The organism is Silvania hatchlandensis, from assembly GCF_025564065.1.
GTDB classification, from domain to species: Bacteria; Pseudomonadota; Gammaproteobacteria; order Enterobacterales; family Enterobacteriaceae; genus Enterobacter; species Enterobacter hatchlandensis.
Genome location: NZ_JAMGZK010000055.1, coordinates 109,840 through 126,091 on the forward strand (window position 1 = coordinate 109,840; position 16,252 = coordinate 126,091).

General features: G+C 55.5%; 19 protein-coding genes. 12 read left to right on the forward strand and 7 right to left on the reverse strand.

The window, feature by feature from the left end:
• Nucleotides 1-57: 57 nt before the first annotated feature.
• From rbfA to mtr, 8 genes are all read left to right on the forward strand, one after another.
• A complete protein-coding gene (gene rbfA, locus M8014_RS21410; RefSeq protein WP_271268294.1) occupies nucleotides 58-459 on the forward strand; it encodes a 30S ribosome-binding factor RbfA in 402 nt (133 codons plus the stop codon).
• Nucleotides 459-1,403, forward strand: a complete 945-nt coding sequence (gene truB / locus M8014_RS21415; protein WP_271284382.1) for a tRNA pseudouridine(55) synthase TruB — start codon at nucleotides 459-461, stop codon at nucleotides 1,401-1,403. The genes rbfA and truB overlap by 1 nt, the downstream gene beginning before the upstream one ends.
• 152 nt (nucleotides 1,404-1,555) lie before the next feature.
• Nucleotides 1,556-1,825 carry a 30S ribosomal protein S15 gene (gene rpsO, locus M8014_RS21420; protein ID WP_032614416.1) on the forward strand — a complete coding sequence of 90 codons (270 nt, stop codon included), beginning with the start codon at nucleotides 1,556-1,558 and terminating at the stop codon, nucleotides 1,823-1,825.
• Nucleotides 1,826-2,067: 242 nt separating this feature from the next.
• Nucleotides 2,068-4,200 (forward strand): polyribonucleotide nucleotidyltransferase, encoded by a 2,133-nt coding sequence (pnp, locus tag M8014_RS21425; protein ID WP_271284383.1) that lies wholly within the window; start codon nucleotides 2,068-2,070, stop codon nucleotides 4,198-4,200.
• A gap of 110 nt (nucleotides 4,201-4,310) precedes the next feature.
• Nucleotides 4,311-5,195, forward strand: a complete 885-nt coding sequence (gene nlpI, locus M8014_RS21430) for a lipoprotein NlpI (RefSeq protein ID WP_271284384.1) — start codon at nucleotides 4,311-4,313, stop codon at nucleotides 5,193-5,195.
• Between the two features lie 111 nt (nucleotides 5,196-5,306).
• Entirely contained in the window at nucleotides 5,307-5,387 is an 81-nt protein-coding gene (gene yrbN / locus M8014_RS21435) for a protein YrbN (RefSeq protein ID WP_097919743.1), read from the forward strand.
• A complete protein-coding gene (locus M8014_RS21440; protein ID WP_271284385.1) occupies nucleotides 5,380-7,332 on the forward strand; it encodes a DEAD/DEAH family ATP-dependent RNA helicase in 1,953 nt (650 codons plus the stop codon). The genes yrbN and M8014_RS21440 overlap by 8 nt, the downstream gene beginning before the upstream one ends.
• A 142-nt stretch (nucleotides 7,333-7,474) precedes the next feature.
• The gene (gene mtr / locus M8014_RS21445) at nucleotides 7,475-8,719 is read left to right on the forward strand and encodes a tryptophan permease (protein WP_271284386.1); all 1,245 of its coding nucleotides are present in this window, start codon (nucleotides 7,475-7,477) and stop codon (nucleotides 8,717-8,719) included.
• Between the two features lie 45 nt (nucleotides 8,720-8,764).
• Here mtr and M8014_RS21450 read toward each other — a convergent pair whose 3' ends face one another.
• From M8014_RS21450 to ubiU, 3 genes are all read right to left on the reverse strand, one after another.
• The gene (locus tag M8014_RS21450; RefSeq protein WP_271284387.1) at nucleotides 8,765-9,772 is read right to left on the reverse strand and encodes a luciferase-like monooxygenase; all 1,008 of its coding nucleotides are present in this window, start codon (nucleotides 9,770-9,772) and stop codon (nucleotides 8,765-8,767) included.
• A 79-nt stretch (nucleotides 9,773-9,851) separates the two neighbouring features.
• Nucleotides 9,852-10,730, reverse strand: coding sequence for a U32 family peptidase (locus tag M8014_RS21455; protein ID WP_271284388.1), 879 nt, complete (start codon nucleotides 10,728-10,730; stop codon nucleotides 9,852-9,854).
• An 8-nt stretch (nucleotides 10,731-10,738) separates the two neighbouring features.
• Complete coding sequence (gene ubiU / locus M8014_RS21460) at nucleotides 10,739-11,734, reverse strand: ubiquinone anaerobic biosynthesis protein UbiU (RefSeq protein ID WP_271284389.1); 996 nt, start codon at nucleotides 11,732-11,734, stop codon at nucleotides 10,739-10,741.
• Nucleotides 11,735-11,955: 221 nt separating this feature from the next.
• Between ubiU and ubiT the strand changes: the two genes are divergently transcribed.
• Nucleotides 11,956-12,480 (forward strand): ubiquinone anaerobic biosynthesis accessory factor UbiT, encoded by a 525-nt coding sequence (gene ubiT, locus M8014_RS21465; RefSeq protein WP_271284390.1) that lies wholly within the window; start codon nucleotides 11,956-11,958, stop codon nucleotides 12,478-12,480.
• On the forward strand, nucleotides 12,474-12,977 hold the full coding sequence (locus tag M8014_RS21470; protein WP_271284391.1) for a GNAT family N-acetyltransferase: 504 nt from the start codon (nucleotides 12,474-12,476) through the stop codon (nucleotides 12,975-12,977). The genes ubiT and M8014_RS21470 overlap by 7 nt, the downstream gene beginning before the upstream one ends.
• On the opposite strand, the gene M8014_RS21475 is transcribed toward M8014_RS21470, so the two are convergent.
• On the reverse strand, nucleotides 12,964-13,305 hold the full coding sequence (locus tag M8014_RS21475) for a GIY-YIG nuclease family protein (RefSeq protein WP_271284392.1): 342 nt from the start codon (nucleotides 13,303-13,305) through the stop codon (nucleotides 12,964-12,966). The two genes, M8014_RS21470 and M8014_RS21475, sit on opposite strands and share 14 nt — an antisense overlap.
• A gap of 14 nt (nucleotides 13,306-13,319) precedes the next feature.
• On the opposite strand from M8014_RS21475, the gene M8014_RS21480 reads away from it, so the two are divergent.
• Nucleotides 13,320-13,748, forward strand: a complete 429-nt coding sequence (locus M8014_RS21480; protein ID WP_271284393.1) for a YhbP family protein — start codon at nucleotides 13,320-13,322, stop codon at nucleotides 13,746-13,748.
• Here M8014_RS21480 and M8014_RS21485 read toward each other — a convergent pair.
• Nucleotides 13,734-14,252, reverse strand: a complete 519-nt coding sequence (locus M8014_RS21485) for a type 1 glutamine amidotransferase domain-containing protein (protein ID WP_271284394.1) — start codon at nucleotides 14,250-14,252, stop codon at nucleotides 13,734-13,736. The two genes, M8014_RS21480 and M8014_RS21485, sit on opposite strands and share 15 nt — an antisense overlap.
• A gap of 126 nt (nucleotides 14,253-14,378) precedes the next feature.
• On the opposite strand from M8014_RS21485, the gene M8014_RS21490 reads away from it, so the two are divergent.
• Nucleotides 14,379-15,023 (forward strand): NAD(P)H-binding protein, encoded by a 645-nt coding sequence (locus tag M8014_RS21490; RefSeq protein WP_271284395.1) that lies wholly within the window; start codon nucleotides 14,379-14,381, stop codon nucleotides 15,021-15,023.
• Between the two features lie 41 nt (nucleotides 15,024-15,064).
• Here the strand turns inward: M8014_RS21490 and dolP are convergent, their stop codons facing one another.
• Together dolP and diaA are read right to left on the reverse strand one after the other, a co-directional pair.
• Nucleotides 15,065-15,640, reverse strand: a complete 576-nt coding sequence (gene dolP, locus M8014_RS21495; RefSeq protein ID WP_271268279.1) for a division/outer membrane stress-associated lipid-binding lipoprotein — start codon at nucleotides 15,638-15,640, stop codon at nucleotides 15,065-15,067.
• A 9-nt stretch (nucleotides 15,641-15,649) separates the two neighbouring features.
• Complete coding sequence (gene diaA / locus M8014_RS21500; protein WP_271284396.1) at nucleotides 15,650-16,240, reverse strand: DnaA initiator-associating protein DiaA; 591 nt, start codon at nucleotides 16,238-16,240, stop codon at nucleotides 15,650-15,652.
• Between the last annotated feature and the right edge of the window lie 12 nt (nucleotides 16,241-16,252).

Here is a 16,252-nt window from a genome sequence, read left to right on the forward strand (position 1 = left end):
CCCGGCAAGAATTATCAAAAGGGGCTTTTAGCCCCTTTTTTGTCTGGAGAATTTATTATGGCGAAAGAATTTGGTCGCCCACAGCGCGTTTCCCAGGAGATGCAAAAAGAGATCGCTATCATCCTGCAGCGCGAAATTAAAGACCCGCGCCTGGGCATGATGACGACCGTATCCGGTGTTGAAGTGTCTCGCGATCTGGCCTATGCCAAAGTGTTCGTGACCTTCCTGAACGATAAAGATGAAGCGGCAGTTAAGCTCGGCATCAAGGCACTGCAGGATGCGTCTGGCTTTATCCGCTCTCTGCTCGGCAAAGCGATGCGCCTGCGTATCGTGCCGGAACTGACCTTCTTCTACGACAACTCACTGGTCGAAGGGATGCGCATGTCCAACCTGGTCACCAGCGTGGTGAAACAGGATGATGAGCGTCGTGTAAACCCGGACGATAGCAAGGAGGACTGATGAGTCGTCCTCGTCGTCGCGGTCGCGACGTGCACGGCGTCCTGTTGCTGGATAAACCTCAGGGGGCCTCCAGCAACGACGTGCTGCAAAAAGTAAAGCGTCTCTATAATGCCAACCGTGCCGGGCATACCGGCGCGCTGGATCCGCTGGCGACGGGCATGCTGCCGGTTTGCCTGGGCGAAGCGACGAAGTTTTCCCAGTATCTGCTGGATTCGGACAAGCGCTACCGCGTGATTGCGAAGCTGGGTCAACGCACCGATACCTCCGATGCGGATGGTTTGGTCGTTGAAGAGCGTCCAGTGACGTTCACTGCTGAGCAGCTTGATGCGGCTCTGGACAGTTTCCGTGGCGACATCCAGCAAGTACCGTCGATGTACTCTGCGCTGAAATATCAGGGCAAGAAACTCTACGAATACGCGCGTCAGGGTATCGACGTGCCGCGCGAAGCCCGCCCAATCACGGTCTATGAACTGCTGTTTATTCGTCACGAAGGTGATGAGCTGGAACTGGAAGTGCACTGTTCAAAAGGCACTTACATCCGCACCATCATCGACGATCTGGGTGAAAAACTGGGCTGTGGTGCGCACGTTATTTATCTGCGCCGTCTGGCCGTGAGTAAATATCCGGCGGAACGTATGGTCACGCTGGAGCAGTTGCATGCGCTGGTTGAACAGGCGCAGGAGCAGGACATCCCGGCAGCTGATTTACTGGATCCGCTGCTGATGCCAATGGACAGTCCGGCGTCGGACTACCCGGTGGTGAATCTGCCGTTAACCTCGTCCGTGTACTTTAAAAACGGTAATCCGGTTCGCACGCCTGACGTCCCTTATCAAGGGCTGGTGCGGGTGACGGAAGGTGAGCACAACGCCTTTATCGGCATGGGTGAAATTGACGACGAAGGGCGCGTTGCTCCGCGTCGTCTGGTGGTTGAATATCCGGCATAAGCTGACGGCTTACCTTGCGATAAGCAGGGGAGGCGGGTAGAATATTGCCGCTTAACGTCTGGCAAATTGTTTAACAATTGGCGAGCGTTATACATGGGATAGCTGAATTAGAGATCGGCATCCTTACATTCTTTATACTTTGGAGTTTTAAAATGTCTCTAAGCGTTGAAGCTAAAGCTAAAATCGTTTCTGAGTTTGGTCGTGATGCTAACGACAGTGGTTCTACCGAAGTTCAGGTTGCACTGCTGACTGCACAGATTAACCACCTGCAGGGTCACTTTGCAGAGCACAAAAAAGATCACCACAGCCGTCGTGGTCTGCTGCGTATGGTTTCTCAGCGTCGTAAACTGCTCGACTACCTGAAACGTAAAGATGTTGCACGCTACACCGCGCTGATCGAGCGTCTGGGTCTGCGTCGCTAAGTCTTGCGAGTTTCAGAAAAGGGGGCCTTATGGCCCCTTTTTTCAACCAGGCCGCAGCAATTCACTGGAAACTAATGTATTGTTGCTATCAATGATCTTCATTGCAGAGGTTCGCGCGGCTAATGAGAGGCTTTACCCATTTGGGTTAAGGTTGTCATTAGTCGCGAGGATGCGAAGAAGGTCCTGTTTTAACGTCAGCACGCCTCTGGTGTGCTGTCATTCATTTAAGAAAGGACAGAATCTTGCTGAATCCGATCGTTCGCAAATTCCAGTACGGTCAGCACACCGTTACGCTGGAAACCGGTATGATGGCGCGTCAGGCCACTGCTGCCGTTATGGTTAGCATGGATGACACTGCTGTATTCGTGACCGTGGTAGGCCAGAAAAAAACCAAGCCGGGCCAGGACTTCTTCCCGCTGACCGTTAACTATCAGGAGCGTACTTACGCTGCTGGTAAAATCCCGGGTGGCTTCTTCCGTCGTGAAGGCCGTCCAAGCGAAGGCGAAACCCTGATTGCGCGTCTGATTGACCGCCCGGTTCGCCCGCTGTTCCCGGAAGGTTTCATTAACGAAGTTCAGGTTATTGCTACCGTTGTTTCCGTTAACCCACAGGTTAACCCGGATATCGTGGCGATGATCGGTGCCTCTGCGGCCCTGTCACTGTCTGGTCTTCCGTTCAACGGCCCAATTGGTTCTGCACGTGTGGGTTACATCAATGACCAGTACGTTCTGAACCCAACTCAGGATGAGCTGAAAGAAAGTAAGCTGGACCTGGTTGTTGCCGGTACCGAAGCTGCAGTACTGATGGTTGAATCCGAAGCAGAACTGCTGAGCGAAGACCAGATGCTGGGCGCTGTGGTCTTTGGCCACGAGCAGCAGCAGATCGTTATCCAGAACATCAACGAACTGGTGAAAGAAGCCGGTAAACCACGTTGGGACTGGCAGCCAGAAGCAGTGAACGAAGCGCTGAACGCGCGCGTTGCAGCCCAGGCTGAAGCACGTCTGAGCGATGCATACCGCATCACTGACAAACAAGCGCGTTATGCGCAGGTTGACGTCATCAAAGCTGAAGCCATTGCGGCACTGGTTGCAGAAGATGAATCCCTGGACGCTAACGAGCTGGGCGAAATTCTGCACGCTATCGAGAAAAACGTTGTTCGTAGCCGCGTTCTGGCAGGCGAGCCGCGTATCGATGGCCGTGAAAAAGACATGATCCGTGGTCTGGATGTGCGTACTGGCGTGCTGCCACGTACTCACGGTTCTGCACTGTTCACCCGTGGCGAAACTCAGGCGCTGGTTACCGCGACTCTGGGTACTGCACGTGACGCGCAGAACATCGACGAACTGATGGGCGATCGCACTGACAGCTTCCTGTTCCACTACAACTTCCCTCCGTACTGCGTAGGTGAAACCGGTATGGTTGGCTCGCCGAAGCGTCGTGAAATTGGTCACGGTCGTCTGGCGAAGCGCGGCGTACTGGCTGTAATGCCAGATTCTGACAAATTCCCGTACACCGTTCGTGTGGTTTCTGAAATCACCGAATCTAACGGTTCTTCTTCCATGGCTTCCGTATGTGGCGCATCTCTGGCGCTGATGGATGCAGGCGTGCCGATCAAAGCCGCTGTTGCGGGTATCGCAATGGGTCTGGTGAAAGAAGGCGAGAACTTCGTGGTTCTGTCTGACATCCTGGGCGATGAAGATCACCTGGGTGATATGGACTTCAAAGTGGCGGGTTCCCGCGACGGTATCTCTGCGCTGCAGATGGATATCAAAATTGAAGGTATCACCAAAGAGATCATGCACGCTGCACTGAACCAGGCTAAAGGTGCGCGTCTGCACATCCTGAGCGTGATGGAACAGGCGATTAACGCGCCACGTGGCGATATTTCTCAGTTCGCACCTCGTATCCACACCATTAAGATCAGCCCGGACAAGATCAAAGACGTGATCGGTAAAGGCGGTTCTGTTATCCGTGCTCTGACCGAAGAGACCGGCACCACCATCGAAATCGAAGATGACGGTACTGTGAAGATCGCAGCGACCGACGGTGAAAAAGCGAAATTCGCTATCCGTCGTATCGAAGAGATCACTGCAGAGATCGAAGTGGGCCGCATCTACAATGGTAAAGTGACCCGTATCGTTGACTTTGGCGCATTCGTTGCCATCGGTGGCGGTAAAGAAGGTCTGGTTCACATCTCTCAGATCGCTGACAAGCGCGTTGAGAAAGTGACCGATTACCTGCAGATGAATCAGGAAGTACCGGTTAAAGTTCTGGAAGTTGACCGCCAGGGCCGTATCCGTCTGAGCATTAAAGAAGCGACCGAGCAGTCCCCTACCGCTGCGCCGGAAGCTCCGGCTAGCCAACAGGGCGAGTAAGCTTGCCGTTTGCCCTCCGCGTATGCGGAGGGCTTGTTATCAGGCAGGACGCCTTGTTGAGCCGCCGGGGGACAGGACGTTCATCCAATAGTTGTCTTCGGGAGTGGGAAATGAAGCCTTTTCTGCGCTGGTGTTTCGTTGCGACAGCTTTGACGCTGGCAGGATGCAGCAACTCTGCCTGGCGTAAAAGTGAAGTCCTCGCAGTGCCACTGCAACCGACTTTGCAGCAGGAAGTGATTCTGGCACGCATGGAACAAATTCTTGCCAGTCGGGCTTTAACCGATGATGAACGCGCACAGCTTTTATATGAGCGCGGAGTGTTGTATGATAGTCTCGGTCTGAGGGCACTGGCGCGAAATGATTTTTCACAAGCGTTAGCGATCCGACCGGATATGCCGGAAGTATTCAATTACTTAGGCATTTATTTAACGCAGGCAGGCAATTTTGATGCTGCCTATGAAGCGTTTGATTCTGTACTTGAGCTTGATCCAACTTACAACTACGCGCACTTGAATCGCGGTATCGCCCTCTATTACGGCGGTCGTGACAAGCTAGCGCAAGATGATCTGCTGGCGTTTTATCAAGACGATCCTAATGATCCTTTCCGTAGCCTGTGGCTTTACGTCGTTGAGCAGAAGCTCGATCCGAAGCAGGCAAAAGAGGCGTTAAATCAGCGCTTCGACAAATCGGACAAGGAACAATGGGGATGGAATATTGTCGAGTTCTACCTGGGGAACATTAGCGAAGCAACGCTGATGGAACGCCTCAAGGCGGACGCAACGGATAACACCTCGCTCGCTGAGCATCTCAGTGAAACCAACTTCTATTTAGGTAAGTACTACCTAAGTCTGGGGGATATGGACAGCGCCACGGCACTGTTCAAATTAGCGGTTGCTAACAACGTACACAACTATGTTGAGCACCGTTATGCATTGTTGGAATTATCGCTCTTGGGCCAGGAGCATGACGACCTGGCAGAATCGGACCAGCAATAGCTGACGTCAACACATCAGCCCGTAATCATTTTTTTTGATTGCCATCATCTTAACGGGTGAGGGCGTTGTTGTTCGTCAATACACCTACTTTGAGCCGGTTCACACTTTTCAATGAAAATTGCTAATCATTTTCACGACGAGTTATGTAGACTGGCCGCCATTAATATCGAGGCACTTGTACTACATGGCTGAATTCGAAACCACTTTTGCAGATCTGGGCCTGAAGGCTCCTATCCTTGAATCCCTTAACGATCTGGGTTACGAAAAACCATCTCCGATCCAGGCAGAATGTATCCCGCATTTGCTGTCTGGTCGTGACGTGCTGGGCATGGCCCAGACTGGTAGCGGTAAAACTGCGGCGTTCTCGCTGCCGCTGCTGAACAACATCGATCCCGATCTGCGTGCACCGCAGATCCTCGTCCTGGCTCCGACCCGTGAACTGGCTGTTCAGGTTGCGGAAGCAATGACTGAGTTCTCTAAACATATGCGCGGCGTAAACGTGGTTGCCCTGTACGGCGGCCAGCGTTATGACGTGCAGTTACGCGCCCTGCGTCAGGGCCCACAGATCGTCGTCGGTACGCCGGGTCGTCTGCTGGATCACCTGAAACGCGGTACGCTGGATCTCTCTAAACTGAGCGGTCTGGTACTGGATGAAGCTGACGAAATGCTCCGCATGGGCTTCATCGAAGACGTAGAAACTATTATGGCGCAGATCCCAGAAGGTCATCAGACCGCTCTGTTCTCTGCAACCATGCCAGAAGCGATTCGTCGTATTACCCGTCGCTTCATGAAGGATCCGCAGGAAGTGCGTATCCAGTCCAGCGTAACCACTCGCCCGGACATCAGCCAGACTTTCTGGTCTGTACATGGCATGCGTAAGAACGAAGCGCTGGTGCGTTTCCTGGAAGCAGAAGATTTTGATGCGGCGATTATCTTCGTTCGTACCAAAAATGCGACCCTGGAAGTGGCAGAAGCACTGGAGCGTAGCGGCTATAACAGCGCAGCGCTGAACGGCGACATGAACCAGTCCCTGCGTGAGCAGACTCTGGAACGTCTGAAAGACGGCCGTCTGGACATCCTGATTGCAACCGACGTGGCAGCACGTGGTCTGGACGTTGAACGTATCAGCCTGGTTGTAAACTACGACATCCCAATGGATTCCGAGTCTTACGTTCACCGTATCGGTCGTACCGGTCGTGCGGGTCGTGCTGGCCGTGCGCTGCTGTTCGTTGAGAACCGCGAGCGTCGTCTGCTGCGTAACATTGAACGCACCATGAAGCTGACCATTCCAGAAGCAGACCTGCCAAACGCAGAGCTGCTGGGCAAACGCCGTCTGGAGAAGTTCGCCGCGAAAGTACAGCAGCAGCTGGAAAGCAGCGATCTGGATCAGTACCGTGCGCTGCTGACGCAAATTAAGCCGAGCGTAGAAGGCGAAGAGCTGGACGTTGAAACGCTGGCTGCAGCACTGCTGAAAATGGCTCAGGGCGAACGCGCTCTGATCGTTCCAGCAGATGCACCAATGCGTCCTAAGCGTGAATTCCGTGAACGTGATGAGCGTTTCGAGCGTCGCGATCGTAATGACCGTGGTGACCGTAACGATCGTGGTCCACGTGGCGACCGTCCTGAACGTGCAGCGGGTGCTGCAGGTGAAGACCGTCCACGTCGTGAACGTCGTGATGCTGGCGAGATGGAACTTTACCGCATTGAAGTGGGCCGTGATGATGGTGTTGAAGTTCGTCACATCGTTGGCGCTATCGCTAACGAAGGCGACATCAGCAGCCGTTACATCGGTAACATCAAGCTGTTCGGTACTCACTCTACCATCGAGCTGCCAAAAGGCATGCCGGGCGAGGTTCTGCAGCACTTTACCCGTACCCGCATCCTGAACAAGCCGATGAACATGCAGCTGATGGGTGATGCCCAGCCGCGTCCTGACCGTGGACCTCGTCGCGAAGGCGATCGTCCTGCTGGCGAACGTCGTAGCTTCGGCGGCGGCGAGCGTCGTGAAGGTGGTCGTGGTCCTCGTCGTGATGGCGCAGCACCGGCAGGTGCAGGCCGCTTCAGCGGTGAGCGTCGCGAAAACCGCGGCCCACGTCGCGAAGATGGCGGTGCTCCTACCCGTCGTCGTGACGCGTAAGCCTTACGCTTCTGACGTAAAGTAATCTATACAGCCCCGATATTTTTATCGGGGCTTTTTTTATTTCTTTTGTACTCTTGTACTGGTACAGTGCGACGCATTAACATTCGGTAGCAACATTATTCACTGGAGTATTGGCTGTATGGCGACACTAACCACCACCCAAACCTCACCCTCGCTGCTCGGCGGTGTGGTGATCATCGGCGGCACAATCATTGGTGCAGGCATGTTCTCCCTGCCGGTGGTGATGTCCGGGGCGTGGTTCTTCTGGTCGCTGGCGGCACTGGTATTTACCTGGTTCTGTATGCTGCATTCGGGCCTGATGATCCTCGAAGCGAACCTGAACTACCGCATTGGGTCGAGCTTCGACACCATTACTCGCGACCTGCTGGGTAAACGCTGGAACATTGTGAACGGCATTTCGATAGCCTTCGTGCTCTATATTCTGACCTACGCCTATATCTCTGCGAGCGGCTCGATTCTGCACCATACCTTCTCAGAGATGTCGCTGGATGTTCCGGCGCGACTGGCGGGTTTGGTGTTCGCTCTGGCGGTGGCCTTCATCGTCTGGATGAGCACGAAAGCAGTTAGCCGGATGACGGCGATTGTTCTCGGTGCCAAGGTCATCACCTTTTTCCTGACCTTCGGCAGCTTGCTGGGGCATGTCACGCCCACTACGTTGTTTAATGTGGCCGAGAGCAATACCTCTTACTCCCCGTATCTGCTGATGACCCTGCCGTTCTGCCTGGCGTCGTTTGGCTATCACGGTAACGTGCCGAGCCTGATGAAGTATTATGGTAAAGATCCGCGCACCATCATCCGCTGCCTGGTGTACGGTACGCTGCTGGCACTGGGGCTGTATGTGATCTGGCTGCTGGGGACGATGGGTAACATCCCGCGTCCGGAATTTATCGGTATTGCGCAGAAGGGGGGCAACATTGATGTACTGGTGCAGGCGCTGAGTGGGGTGCTGAACAGCCGAAGCCTGGATCTGCTGCTGGTGGTATTCTCCAACTTTGCCGTGGCGAGCTCTTTTCTTGGCGTAACGCTGGGCCTGTTTGACTATCTGGCGGATCTGTTTGGCTTTGATGATTCTGCGCTGGGGCGTCTGAAAACCGCGCTCCTGACCTTCCTGCCGCCGGTGATCGGCGGCCTGCTGTGGCCGAACGGTTTCCTGTATGCCATCGGCTATGCGGGCCTGGCGGCGACGATCTGGGCGGCGATTGTACCGGCGCTGCTGGCACGGAAATCACGTAAACGCTTCGGCAGCCCAAAATTCCGCGTCTGGGGTGGGAAGCCGATGATTGCGCTGATTCTGGTGTTTGGGGTTGGCAACGCACTGGTGCACGTTCTGTCGAGTTTTAATCTGTTACCTGTTTATCAGTAACGCCTCTTTTTGCCCTCTCCGTGTAGGAGAGGGCAGCAAATCGCGCTAACCCAACAACGCTTCTTTCACCTGCATCGCCAGATCAAACGAATACAGCCGTGCCTGATGATCGAAAATCTGCCCGTTTACCATGATCTCGTCCGCCTGCGTTTCGCGCAGCACCGCTTCCAGTCCGTGACGCACTTTGGCCTTATCCCCCACCAGCGACATACTCAGCGCCTGCTGGACGCCATACTGTTCGGACGCCGACCACAGCTGATGCATATTCTCCACTGGCGGTGGTAGCTGACCCGTTTCGCCACGGCGCAACTTCATAAAGGCCTGCTGCATAGAGGTAAACAGGAATTCCGCATCGCGGTTACTGTCTGCTGCAATGATGTTGATGCACACCATTGCGTAGGGTTTTTCCAGTCGCTCAGACGGTTTGAAGTTTGTGCGATACAGATGCAGCGCCTGGTGCAGCATATCCGGGGCAAAGTGTGAGGCGAACGCAAACGGCAGGCCGAGCTGTGCCGCCAGCTGGGCGCTGTATAAGCTCGACCCCAACAGCCAGACCGGGACCTGCTCGCCGTAGCCGGGCACCGGACGCACCTGCGGGTCGGGGTCACGGGCATCAAACCAGTCCACCAGCTCGGCCACATCACGCGGGAAGTTGTCGATATCGCCGCTCATATGCCGGCGCAAGGCTCGCATGGTGGGCTGATCGCTACCTGGTGCGCGGCCCAGACCCAAATCGATACGGCCGGGATAGAGCGTATTCAGCGTGCCAAACTGTTCGGCGATGACCAGCGGTGAATGGTTGGGCAGCATCACACCGCCTGAGCCTAAATGCAGCGTGGTGGTATTAGCCGCCAGATAGCCAATCAGCACCGAAGTTGCTGCGCTGGCAATACCCACCATGTTGTGATGTTCTGCCAGCCAGTAGCGATGATAGCCGCGCTGTTCAGCAAGGCGGGCAAGATCCAGAGAGTGGGTAAAGGCAACGCGTGCCGAGGAGCCCTGAGGGATCGGTGCCAGGTCCAGCACCGAAAACGGAATGGATTTATCAGTCATAACAGCTCACTTTGTCGACGGTGAATCTTTTAATAGTGCATTAAAAATTAATAACCGTTGTTAACAAAGTGAGCTTTTTTTAAACCTGCAGTTCCAGCCCGGCCAGCCGCTTCCAGTAGCCGTTGCACTCGCTGTTGGCGGTCAGCGGCAGCGGTGCAGTGCCGTTCTCATTGGCGCGGAAGGCATCGATCATCGCGAAGGTGTCGGTGCCCAGCGGCGACAGGCGAACCATATCCACCAGGCCTTTCATCGAGGCCAGTTCGTTGCCCAGGTTATATACGTAGCCGCTCATGGTCTGAATACCGTTCAGTACGAATACCTGCTGGTTTTCCTGCGAGAGCACACTGCGACCGTTAGGGTATTTGATGCAGCAGGTTTCGCATTCGTCTTTCGGCAGGTTTTCCGAACGCGCCGTGAAGCAGCGAGCGGAATACGCCAGTGGCAAATGCCCGTAACTCAGCACCTCGACTTCGAACTGATTGCGGATGCCCAGCTCGTCGCACTGCGCCAGCACATTCACCAGCCAGTCGCGGGAAAGCTCAACGGGCATACACCAGCGGGTCATGCCCTGTTTGAGCAGCAGACGCAGAGTGACGGCGTTATAGCAGTTCAGCGCATGTCCGGCGACAAACGGCAGCTTGCGCTCGGCACACAGGTTCACCACCCCCAGGTCGCTGGCTTCCAGCAGAAAATCGCCGTTATCGACGTAGCGTTTCAGCTCATTCAGCTCGGACGAAGCCTGCACCAGCGCCAGCGTTGACAGCACCACCTGCTTGCCGCTGTCCGCCAGGCTTTTTGCCATCTCCAGCCAGTCGCCCACTTTGGTGGCGCGGCGCTTGCTGCACACCGCTTCGCCGAGATAAATCACATCGGCCTGGCTGTTCGCTGCCTGCTGGTAAAATTCCTCCAGCGTCTCTTTTGACCAGTAATAGAGCACCGGTCCTAATGAATATTTCATGCGTTATCTCACTGCCATTTACGGTGATAGGCGCCAAGGGTGGTCTGGGTGCCTTCGGACAAGGATCCGAGCGCCTCCATCCAGGCGGGCTGCGGGGCATAGCGCTGTGGATCCGCCATGCAGCGATCGATCGCCTGGCGCCACACTTTCGCGACCTGGCTGACGTACGCCGGACTGCGCTGGCGGCCTTCAATTTTCACCGACGCAATGTTTGCCGCCAGCAGCTCCGGCAGCAGTTCCAGCGTGTTCAGGCTGGTCGGCTCTTCCAGGGCATGGTACAGCTCGCCATCCACCCGATAGCGACCTTTGCACAGCGTAGGGTATCCTGCGTTTTCATCGTCCTGGTAGCGGTCGATCAGCACCTCGTTCAGGCGTGATTCCAGCCCCTGCGGTGTTTGCTGCCAGCGCACATAGCGGGCCGGAGAGCAGGCGCCCACGGTGTTTGGCGACTCGCCGGTTAAGTAAGACGACAGATAGCAGCGTCCTTCGGCCATAATGCACAGGCTGCCAAAAGCAAACACCTCCAGCGGTACGGGCGTGACGCGCGCCAGCTGTTTAACCTGATGAATTGAGAGCACGCGCGGCAACACCACGCGCGCCACGTCGAAGTGACGATGGTAAAAGCGAATAGCCTCTTCATTGGTGGCAGATGCCTGAACCGAGACATGGCGCTCAATATGCGGATAACGTTCAGCGGCATACTCAAGCATGGCGAGGTCGGCAAGGATCAGGGCATCGGCACCCAGCTGGGCGGCCATATCCACCGCCCGCTGCCAGCGCTGATAGCCGTCCGGGTGCGCAAAGGTATTGATCGCGATGTGCAGCTTGCGGCGATGCTGATGCACAAAGCTCACCGCTTCCTGCAGTTTTTTCTCGGTAAAATTCAGTCCAGCGAAGTGGCGGGCATTGGTATCGTCCTTTAGTCCGATATAAACCGCATCGGCACCGTTCTCGATGGCCGCCTTAAGCGCCGGTAGATTTCCAGCAGGGCAGAGCAACTCCATAATTTATCCTGACGTTTACAGCCCCAGAGGGAGGTAAAATTGTTATCGAACAGGGATTTTAGTTAACCATCTGGCGACAATTTTTGATTTAAGGCAGCTAATGGCGTATTGATGACACCAATAATGGATTAGGCCGGATGTCAGTTTGTTGATTTACGCCGCTATACCGTCGACTGGATATGGCAAAATATTGGGACTATAGATATCAGGGAGTAATGCTCGTGCTGGATAAACTGCGTTCACGTCTCGTCCACATCGGCCCGTCGCTGTTGAGCGTGCCGGTCAGGCTGGCACCTTTTGCGCTGAAGCGCCAGGTGCTGGAGCAGGTGCTGAGCTGGCAATTTCGCCAGGCACTGGCGGAGGGCGAGCTGGAGTTTCTGGAAGGACGCTGGCTAAGTATCGAAGTGCGGGATATTGGCCTGCGCTGGAATACCTCGGTTGAAAACGGTCGGCTGATCGTACGTGAATCGGCCGATGCCGACGTCAGTTTTAGCGCCAATGCCAGCGATCTGCTGATGATTGCGGCACGCAAGCAGGATCCTGATACGCTCTTTTTCCAGCGTCGTCTGGTGATTGAAGGCGATACGGAGCTGGGGCTGTACGTCAAAAATCTGATGGATGCGATTGAACTGGAGCAGATGCCAAAGTCGCTGCGCGTGGCTTTGCTGCAAATGGCCGATTTTGTCGAGGCGGGTTTAAAAACGCCGCCGGAGAGTAAACACACTTCTGTAGGTGAGCCATGCTGATTCGAGTTGAAATTGGGATCGATGCGCCGGGTATCGATGCGTTATTACGCCGGACGTTCGAAAGTGACGGCGAAGCGCGGCTGGTGCAGGATCTTCGTGAAGACGGTCTGATTACGCTGGGCCTGGTCGCCACCGACGATGAAGGCCAGGTGGTGGGCTACGTGGCGTTTAGCCCGGTCACCGTGCAGGGCGAAGAGCTGCAGTGGGTTGGCATGGCACCGCTGGCCGTCGATGAAGCCTACCGTGGACAAGGTCTGGCGCGCCAGCTGGTCTATGAAGGGCTCGATTCGTTGAATGAGTTTGGCTATGCAGCGGTGGTGACGCTGGGCGATCCGGCGTTTTACAGCCGTTTAGGCTTCGAGAATGCGGCGCATCACGATCTGCACTGCCGCTGGCCGGGTACCGAAATGGCTTTCCAGCTGCACGGTCTGGCGGATGATGCCCTGAACGGCGTCAGCGGCCTGGTGGAGTACCACGACCACTTTAATCGCTTTTAATCCGCGACGTTTGCAGGCTCTCACGTAGCGCCTCAAACGACCCATCTCCGGCGACGAGGCGCTCTTTCTGGCGCTTCGTCAGCTGCTTTATGCGGTATTCCAGCCTCAGCGCAAGCGAGCGCTCACCCACGATGGCAGAAAATGCCAGCGTCAGTTCGCCTTTGCCTCTTAACGCCTTGGCACCTTTTCCCGTTTGATGCTGCAGGAAACGACGTGCGACGTCGGTGGTGATGCCGGTATACAGCGCATTATCAGCGGTTCGGACCAGATAGAGAAACCAGCACACGGTGGACAGATTCAGTATGTTAAGGTGAACGCACCTTAGCACGAGAGAGAAGCGAAATGGAAACTCTGGCCGCCATCAACCGCTGGCTGGCGAAACAGCACGTCGTCACCTGGTGCGTACACCAGGAAGAGGAGATGTGGTGTGCCAACGCCTTTTACTACTACGATCCGCAGCACGTGGCGTTCTACGTCCTGAGCGAAGACAAAACCCGTCACGCGCAGATGACCGGTAAACAGGCGAAGGTCGCGGGCACGGTCAACGGACAGCCGAAAACCGTGGCGCTAATCCGCGGTCTGCAGTTCAAAGGGGAAATTCGCCGTCTGGAAGGGGAAGAAAGCGACGCTCAGCGTAAGCACTATAACCGTCGCTTTCCGGTGGCACTCGCGCTGTCAGCCCCGGTATGGGAAATTCGCCTCGACGAACTTAAGTTCACTGACAACACGCTGGGGTTTGGTAAAAAACTGCACTGGCTACGCCCCGAGTAAGCGCAGCGCCTCACGATTAAAGGCCGGCAGATCGTCCGGGGTCCGGCTGGTGACCAGCTGATCTTTATCGACCACCACCTCCTGATCGTAAAAATCCGCACCGGCGTTTTTCAGATCGATAACGATCGGCTTTACAGCCGTCAGTTTACGACCGCGCACCACTTCGGCGCTGATCAGCAGCTGCGGGCCATGGCAGATGGCAAACACCGGCTTTCCGGAGGCGACAAAATCGCGGGTGAAGGTAACGAAGCGCTCGTCGCCGCGCAGGGTATCCGGGGAGTGACCGCCGGGCAGCAGCAGGGCATCAAAATCAGCCGGCCGCACATCATCAATGGCCTTGTCGATGGTGACGCTGGCCTCACCTTTATGGCCTTTTACCGTTTTCCCAGCCTCTTTATCGATCGTAATCACCTCGTGTCCTGCCAGGCGAAACGCCTCGGCAGGCGAGGTGAACTCTGAATCTTCAAACTCGTCGGTGATCAAGACCGCTATTTTCTTGCTCATGTTTCCCTCGTTGTTTTGGCTTCAGACAGATTTTTCTCGGTGAGTGGTAAATACTTACCGATAAGACTACTAAGTGTGGTCGAGAGGCATGAAATCGCATACGGACTAATCTGCAAAGGAGGAATCATGAGTCAGGTTTTAATTACCGGCGCCACCGGTCTGGTGGGGGGCCACCTGCTGCGGATGTTAATTCAGGAGCGGAAGGTCAACTACATTGCTGCACCGACGCGGCGGCCGTTGGGGGACATCGACGGGGTCTTTAACCCGCACGATCCGCAGCTCACCGATGCCCTGGCGCAGGTTCAGGATCCGGTGGATATCGTCTTTTGCTGTCTGGGCACCACGAAGCGCGAGGCGGGCAGCAAAGAGGCTTTTATCCATGCCGATTACACTCTGGTGGTGGATACAGCGCTGACCGGCAAGCGGCTGGGAGCAAAGCACATGCTGGTGGTCAGCTCGATGGGCGCTAACGCGCACTCGCCGTTCTTTTACAACAAGGTAAAAGGCAAAATGGAAGAGGCGCTGATCGCCCAAAAGTGGGAGCGGCTGACCATTGTGCGTCCGTCGATGCTGCTGGGGGATCGGGAGAAGCACCGATTCAGTGAATCGGTGTTTGCGCCGATGTTTAAACTGTTGCCCGGTAACTGGAAGTCGATTGATGCCCGCGACGTGGCAGAGGTCATGCTCAAAGAGGCGCTGACGGCGTCGCCCGCAGGCGTCAACGTTATTCCCTCGGCAAAAATACGCGAGATGGCGCAGGGAGAAGTGTGATGTTTAAGGCCCTCTCCATGCGGAGAGGGCAACAGGCGGGATTACTTCAGGTAGGTAAAGGCGGTCGTGACGTGCTTAACGCCGCTCACCCGGCTGGCAAGATCGGCCGCCGCTTTGCCTTCACGGTCGGTTACCAGGCCGAGCAGGAACACTTCGCCATTCTCGGTAGTCACTTTCACATTCGATGATTTAACCTGATCGCTGCCCAACAGCTGGGAGCGCACTTTGGTGGTGATCCAGGTATCGTTCGACGCCGTTCCCAGGCCAATCGGCTGGCCCTGACGTACTTCGTTAAACACCTCGGTCGTTCCCTCTACACCCATTGCGATTTGCTTCGCGCGGGCGGCGAGTTCGGTATTCGGTGCCTGGCCTGCCAGCAGCACTTTGCCCTGATAAGCGGTAACGTTAATGCGCGCGTCTTTCTTGATCTGCTGGTCTTTGGATAATGCGCTGTTCACGCGCAGCTCCAGCGTACTGTCATCCACCTGCGTGCCCACGGAACGCGGGTCAGTTGCGGCTTTGGTGCTAACCGCCGCGGTACCCACTACCGCTGCAGCAACACATCCCTGAAGCAGCAGTGCAGAAATAAGGACTGCGAGGGGCGAAAATGCCTTCATGTAAACTCCTTAATCATCCTGGTGAGGGAAAAGCGTGTTATCAATCAGATCGCACAAACAGTTCACCGTCAGCATGTGCATTTCCTGAATACGCGCACTGCGGTGAGAAGGAATGCGGATCTCGACGTCATGCGGACCCAGCAGCCCAGCCAGCTCGCCGCCATCGTAGCCGGTCAATGCGACGATAGTCATATCGCGGGTGACGGCAGCCTCAACGGCTTTTACGATGTCACGGCTGTTGCCGCGCGTGGAGATGGCCAGCAGAACATCACCGGCATGTCCTAACGCACGGACCTGCTTGGCGTAGATCTCGTCATGAAGACGATCGTTAGCAATCGCCGTTAAGACCACATTATCGGTATTAAGTGCAAGGGCAGGTAAACTGGGACGCTCAGTTTCAAAACGGTTGATCATACTGGCAGCAAAATGCTGTGCGTTGGCGGCCGATGTGCCGTTGCCACAACAGAGGATTTTGTTGCCGTTAAGCAGGGATTGCACCAGCGTCATCGCCGCACGGGAGATGGCGTCCGGCAGCGCTTCTGCCGCTGCAATCTGAGTCTGAATGCTTTCCGTGAAGCAAACCTTAATTCTTTCGAGCACAGTATCCCTTAA

Excerpts from the sequence above, each read along its gene's own strand:
- rbfA (WP_271268294.1), top strand. The coding sequence starts at position 58 with ATGGCGAAAGAATTTGGTCGCCCACAGCGCGTTTCCCAGGAGATGCAA.
- truB (WP_271284382.1), top strand. The coding sequence starts at position 459 with ATGAGTCGTCCTCGTCGTCGCGGTCGCGACGTGCACGGCGTCCTGTTG.
- rpsO (WP_032614416.1), top strand. The coding sequence starts at position 1,556 with ATGTCTCTAAGCGTTGAAGCTAAAGCTAAAATCGTTTCTGAGTTTGGT.
- nlpI (WP_271284384.1), top strand. The coding sequence starts at position 4,311 with ATGAAGCCTTTTCTGCGCTGGTGTTTCGTTGCGACAGCTTTGACGCTG.
- yrbN (WP_097919743.1), top strand. The coding sequence starts at position 5,307 with ATGAAAATTGCTAATCATTTTCACGACGAGTTATGTAGACTGGCCGCC.
- M8014_RS21440 (WP_271284385.1), top strand. The coding sequence starts at position 5,380 with ATGGCTGAATTCGAAACCACTTTTGCAGATCTGGGCCTGAAGGCTCCT.
- mtr (WP_271284386.1), top strand. The coding sequence starts at position 7,475 with ATGGCGACACTAACCACCACCCAAACCTCACCCTCGCTGCTCGGCGGT.
- M8014_RS21450 (WP_271284387.1), bottom strand. The coding sequence starts at position 9,772 with ATGACTGATAAATCCATTCCGTTTTCGGTGCTGGACCTGGCACCGATC.
- M8014_RS21455 (WP_271284388.1), bottom strand. The coding sequence starts at position 10,730 with ATGAAATATTCATTAGGACCGGTGCTCTATTACTGGTCAAAAGAGACG.
- ubiU (WP_271284389.1), bottom strand. The coding sequence starts at position 11,734 with ATGGAGTTGCTCTGCCCTGCTGGAAATCTACCGGCGCTTAAGGCGGCC.
- M8014_RS21470 (WP_271284391.1), top strand. The coding sequence starts at position 12,474 with ATGCTGATTCGAGTTGAAATTGGGATCGATGCGCCGGGTATCGATGCG.
- M8014_RS21480 (WP_271284393.1), top strand. The coding sequence starts at position 13,320 with ATGGAAACTCTGGCCGCCATCAACCGCTGGCTGGCGAAACAGCACGTC.
- M8014_RS21485 (WP_271284394.1), bottom strand. The coding sequence starts at position 14,252 with ATGAGCAAGAAAATAGCGGTCTTGATCACCGACGAGTTTGAAGATTCA.
- M8014_RS21490 (WP_271284395.1), top strand. The coding sequence starts at position 14,379 with ATGAGTCAGGTTTTAATTACCGGCGCCACCGGTCTGGTGGGGGGCCAC.
- dolP (WP_271268279.1), bottom strand. The coding sequence starts at position 15,640 with ATGAAGGCATTTTCGCCCCTCGCAGTCCTTATTTCTGCACTGCTGCTT.